The 3,771-nt window shown below is 74.3% G+C and carries 4 protein-coding genes; 1 reads left to right on the top strand and 3 read right to left on the bottom strand.

Annotation, left to right across the window (positions count from 1 at the left end; all coding sequences use genetic code 11):
* Nucleotides 1–52: 52 nt before the first annotated feature.
* The gene (locus WEB03_RS02380; RefSeq protein ID WP_368069370.1) at nucleotides 53–313 is read right to left on the bottom strand and encodes a hypothetical protein; all 261 of its coding nucleotides are present in this window, start codon (nucleotides 311–313) and stop codon (nucleotides 53–55) included.
* Nucleotides 314–638: 325 nt separating this feature from the next.
* Between WEB03_RS02380 and WEB03_RS02375 the strand changes: the two genes are divergently transcribed.
* On the top strand, nucleotides 639–1,112 hold the full coding sequence (locus tag WEB03_RS02375; protein WP_368069369.1) for a thioesterase family protein: 474 nt from the start codon (nucleotides 639–641) through the stop codon (nucleotides 1,110–1,112).
* Nucleotides 1,113–1,135: 23 nt separating this feature from the next.
* Here WEB03_RS02375 and WEB03_RS02370 read toward each other — a convergent pair whose 3' ends face one another.
* Nucleotides 1,136–2,023, bottom strand: coding sequence for a diacylglycerol kinase family protein (locus WEB03_RS02370; protein WP_368069368.1), 888 nt, complete (start codon nucleotides 2,021–2,023; stop codon nucleotides 1,136–1,138).
* Nucleotides 2,024–2,070: 47 nt separating this feature from the next.
* Nucleotides 2,071–3,591, bottom strand: coding sequence for a leucyl aminopeptidase (locus WEB03_RS02365; protein WP_368069367.1), 1,521 nt, complete (start codon nucleotides 3,589–3,591; stop codon nucleotides 2,071–2,073).
* Nucleotides 3,592–3,771: the final 180 nt, after the last annotated feature.

Genomic DNA, 3,771 nt, shown 5'->3' with positions numbered 1-3,771 from the left:
CGACCGCGCGTGCGCGGTCGGGCCCTCGCGGTGGTCCGGGGTGGGGCTGGGGTCAGCCCTCGTCACCCTCGGACTCGACGTTCACGTCAACCTCGTCGGGCACCTCGATCTCGGGCGCCTCGACCGTGGTGGTGTCGCCACCGTCGCCACCGCTGAACAGGCCGGTGCCGAACAGCAGGAACAGGATCACGAGCAGCACGATGACACCGATGATGGCCGCGACCATGCCGCCACCACCGCCTCGGCCGCCACCGTCGGTCACGATGACCTCGCGCTCACGGCGAGGCTCAGCAGGGGGTCGGGGGTCACTCACGGGGTCCTCCTCGGTCGGGCGCATCTGCGCCGGGGTCGTGCGTGGCGCCGGATCCGGGTCGGATCCGGCATGAGGTCGTTCTTGCGCCGGCGGCCACCCCCCGTTGCGGGGCCGCCGGCGCGTCGTCGCACGGTCGCTGGTCGGCGGGAGCCGCACCAGCGCGCCACCCCGGCCGGTCGGGTGTGCTGGGCCATCGACGGGCCCCGCGGCCAGGCCGGACCCGGTCAGGTGGCCACCGCTGACCGGGCAAGACCCCCACGTGGGACCCGCCGAACGGCCACCGGCCGGTGCGGTCCCGCCGGTGGCTGACGCGGCGTCCCGGGAGGTGAGGGCTACCCTCGATGCGGACGTCCCGGTCGAACGCGACCGGACCCGTGACCTCGAGGTGCTCCCCATGGGCCGCTGCGATCCTGGCCTCAAGCTCGCCCGTACGCTGCAGGTCGGCACCGATCACACCGCCATCGCGCTCGGCGCGGGCGATGTCCCGGTGCTCGGGACCCCCGCGCTGCTCGCGCTGGCCGAGGGCGCGTGCGTCGACGCCATCAAGGACGACCTCGAGGAGGGCCAGACGTCGGTCGGCACCTGGGCCGAGATCGAGCACCGCACCCCGACCCCCGTCGGCCAGACCGTGTGCGCGCACGCGACCCTCATCGGGCACCACGGGCGCCGGCTCGAGTTCGCCGTGCTGATCGACCAGGACGGCGAGACGGTGGCCAAGATCCGCCACCGCCGCGTGCTCGTCGACCGTGAACGGTTCCTGTCCAAGATCGCGGTCGCGGACGACGCGCAGGCCAGCTGAGGACCCCCGCGGCCGAGCCGGACTCAGCGCACCAACGTCCACGCGTGGTGTTCGACCCGCCAGGTGCGGTCCGGTTCCGGGTCCTCGTGCAGCTCGCCGTCCACGACGTAGCGCGGGCCGCCGCCACCCTCCGTCGACGCGCGGATCTGGACCTCACGCCCCACCGCGAGATGGACGTCGTCACGTTCGAGGTGCTCGCCCGAGTTCAGCGCCAGAGCGAACGCCGCCCGCGCGATCGGGCCGACGGCGGTCACCGCCAGGACGTCGAGCTGACCATCGTCGGGCGCCGCGTCCGGGCACACGGTGGCGCCGCCGCCGAAGCAGGTCCCGTTCGTGACGGCGACGAGCAGCACATCGGCGTCGACCAGCACCTCGCCATCGACGACCACCTCGGTGCGGATGCCCTCGGCGGCGACGCCAGCGAGGACCGCTCCGACCGGGTACGCCACGGCCGACAGCCGCTCCTTGAGCGCTTCGGCGCGGGCCGACGCATCGGCGCCGACCCCGGCGTGCAGGGCGTTCACGCAGATCCGCCCGGTGTCGTCGATCAGCAGGTCCATCGGTCGGGGTGACCCGTCACGCACACGCTCGGCGGCCGCGGCCGCGTCCTCGAACGGCAGGCCCACCCCGCGAGCGAGGTCGTTGCCGGTCCCGAGCGGGATGAGCCCGACGGGCTCCTGCGGGTGGCCGAGCTCGCGCAACCGGGCGACCGCGAGGTGGATCGACCCATCCCCGCCACAGACCACGAGCCGACGTGCGTCGAGCCGCTCGACGACGGCATCGAACCCGTCGGCGTCCGCGGTCGTGGCGATCTCGACCTCGCCGACCTCGCGGAGGACGTCGGCCGCCGCGTCGACGGCCTCCTCCTCGGTGCTGCCGGCGTCGTCGTTGACGACGAGGACGTGGTCCACGGGTGCTCCGGTCCGGTGGAGGTGGGCACGGCGTGGCCCACCTGGGGTCAGGCGTCGCGCAGCCAGGCCAGGAGGGTGCGGACCGGGGAGCCCGTCGCGCCCTTGGTCCGGTACCCAGCGGCGCTCTCGGTCCACGCGATCCCGGCGATGTCGAGGTGGGCCCACGGCCGCTCGTCGACGAAGCGCGACAGGAACAGGCCGGCTCGGATGGTCCCCGCGCCCCTGCCACCGATGTTGCGCAGGTCGGCCACGTCGCCCTCGAGCTCCTCGCCGTACTGCTCCTCGCCCATCGGCAACCGCCAGAACGGCTCCCCGATCCGCGCACCGGCGTCGACGATGGCGTCGGCGAGGTCGTCGTCGTTGGCCATCACGATGCCGATGCGGTCACCGAGGGCGATGATGGCGGCTCCGGTGAGCGTCGCCACATCGATCACCGCGTCAGGCTCGAGCTCGCAGGCGTGCACGAGCGCGTCGGCGAGGACGAGCCGGCCCTCGGCGTCGGTGTTCAGCACCTCGACGGTGGTACCACCGCGGATGGTCAGGACGTCGCTGACGCGGGTGGCGGTCCCCGACGGCATGTTCTCGGCGAGCGCGAGCAGCCCGGTGACCTTGACGGGCAGCTCCATCGCCGCGGCGGCGGTGACCACACCGGCGACGGTCGCGGCGCCGGCCATGTCCATCTTCATGGTCTCCATCGACGCCGACGGCTTGAGCGACAGACCACCGGTGTCGAAGGTGATGCCCTTGCCGACGAGCGCGACGTGGCGGCCACCGGCCGCCCACCCGTCGGGTTCGTAGGTGAGCTCGACCAACCGCGGTGGCTCGGTCGACCCCTGCCCGACCCCCAACAGTCCGCCGTACCCGCCGTCCGCGAGCGCCGCCTCGTCGAGCACGCGCGCGGCGACACGGGTGCCGTCGACCGCCGCGACCACGCGGTCGGCCAGCGCCGGGGGACGCTTGGCCTGCGGAGGCGTGTTGACCAGGTCGCGCGCGAACGCGACCGCCGTCGCGGTGACCGTCGCTGCAGCGACGGCTGCGTCGACGATGTCGGGGTCGCCGCCGTGCAGGGTCGCATCGGCCAGCGTCGCCACGGGAACGTCGGACTTGAAGTCGGTGTAGCGGTAGGCGCCGAGCAGGAGCCCCTCGGTGACCGCCTCGGTCGCCAGGGTCTGGTCGCCGCCGAGCGCGAGGTGCAGATCGGTCGCCACCGCGTCGCTGCGCGAGGCCGCCTGGGCCGCAGCGGCCGCGGCCCGGCGCAGGTGGTCGAAGGTGGCCTTCGACCGGGGACCGAGCCCGACCACCAGCACCGCCGGAGCCGGCACGGCGCCTCGGGTGGGGACCCGGACGCTCGAGCCGGGCGACGCGTCGAAACCGACGGCGACCAGCTCGGCCGCGAGGTCGATCCCGAGCGTGTCACCGAGTGCGGCGGCGCCCTCGGTCAGCACCGGCGGCTCCAGCGGTGCGTCAGCGGGACGGTCCTCCGCAGCTTCGGGGGCGAAGGCGGCGACGGCGAGCAGGTCGGCACGGTGCTCGGCGAGGGGCGTGGAGGCTGACGCGACGGTGAGCACGGTGGGCTCCGGAGGTCGGATGCGGTGACGGTCGGGGACGTGCTCCGGACGCTACCGCTGCGCGTGACCCGGCGGGCGAGCGGCGGGCCGCGTCGCTGGGCCCGCGACCGTGACAGCCGGCCCTACCCTGCGCGCATGAGCGAACCGACCTCCACGACCCCCGACTCGACGACCCCCGAC

Source organism: Nitriliruptor sp. (genome assembly GCF_040882075.1).
Taxonomy (GTDB): domain Bacteria; phylum Actinomycetota; class Nitriliruptoria; order Nitriliruptorales; family Nitriliruptoraceae; genus Nitriliruptor.
The sequence above is the reverse complement of the archived record's forward strand: the minus strand, read 5'-3'. Positions and strand labels throughout refer to the sequence as shown.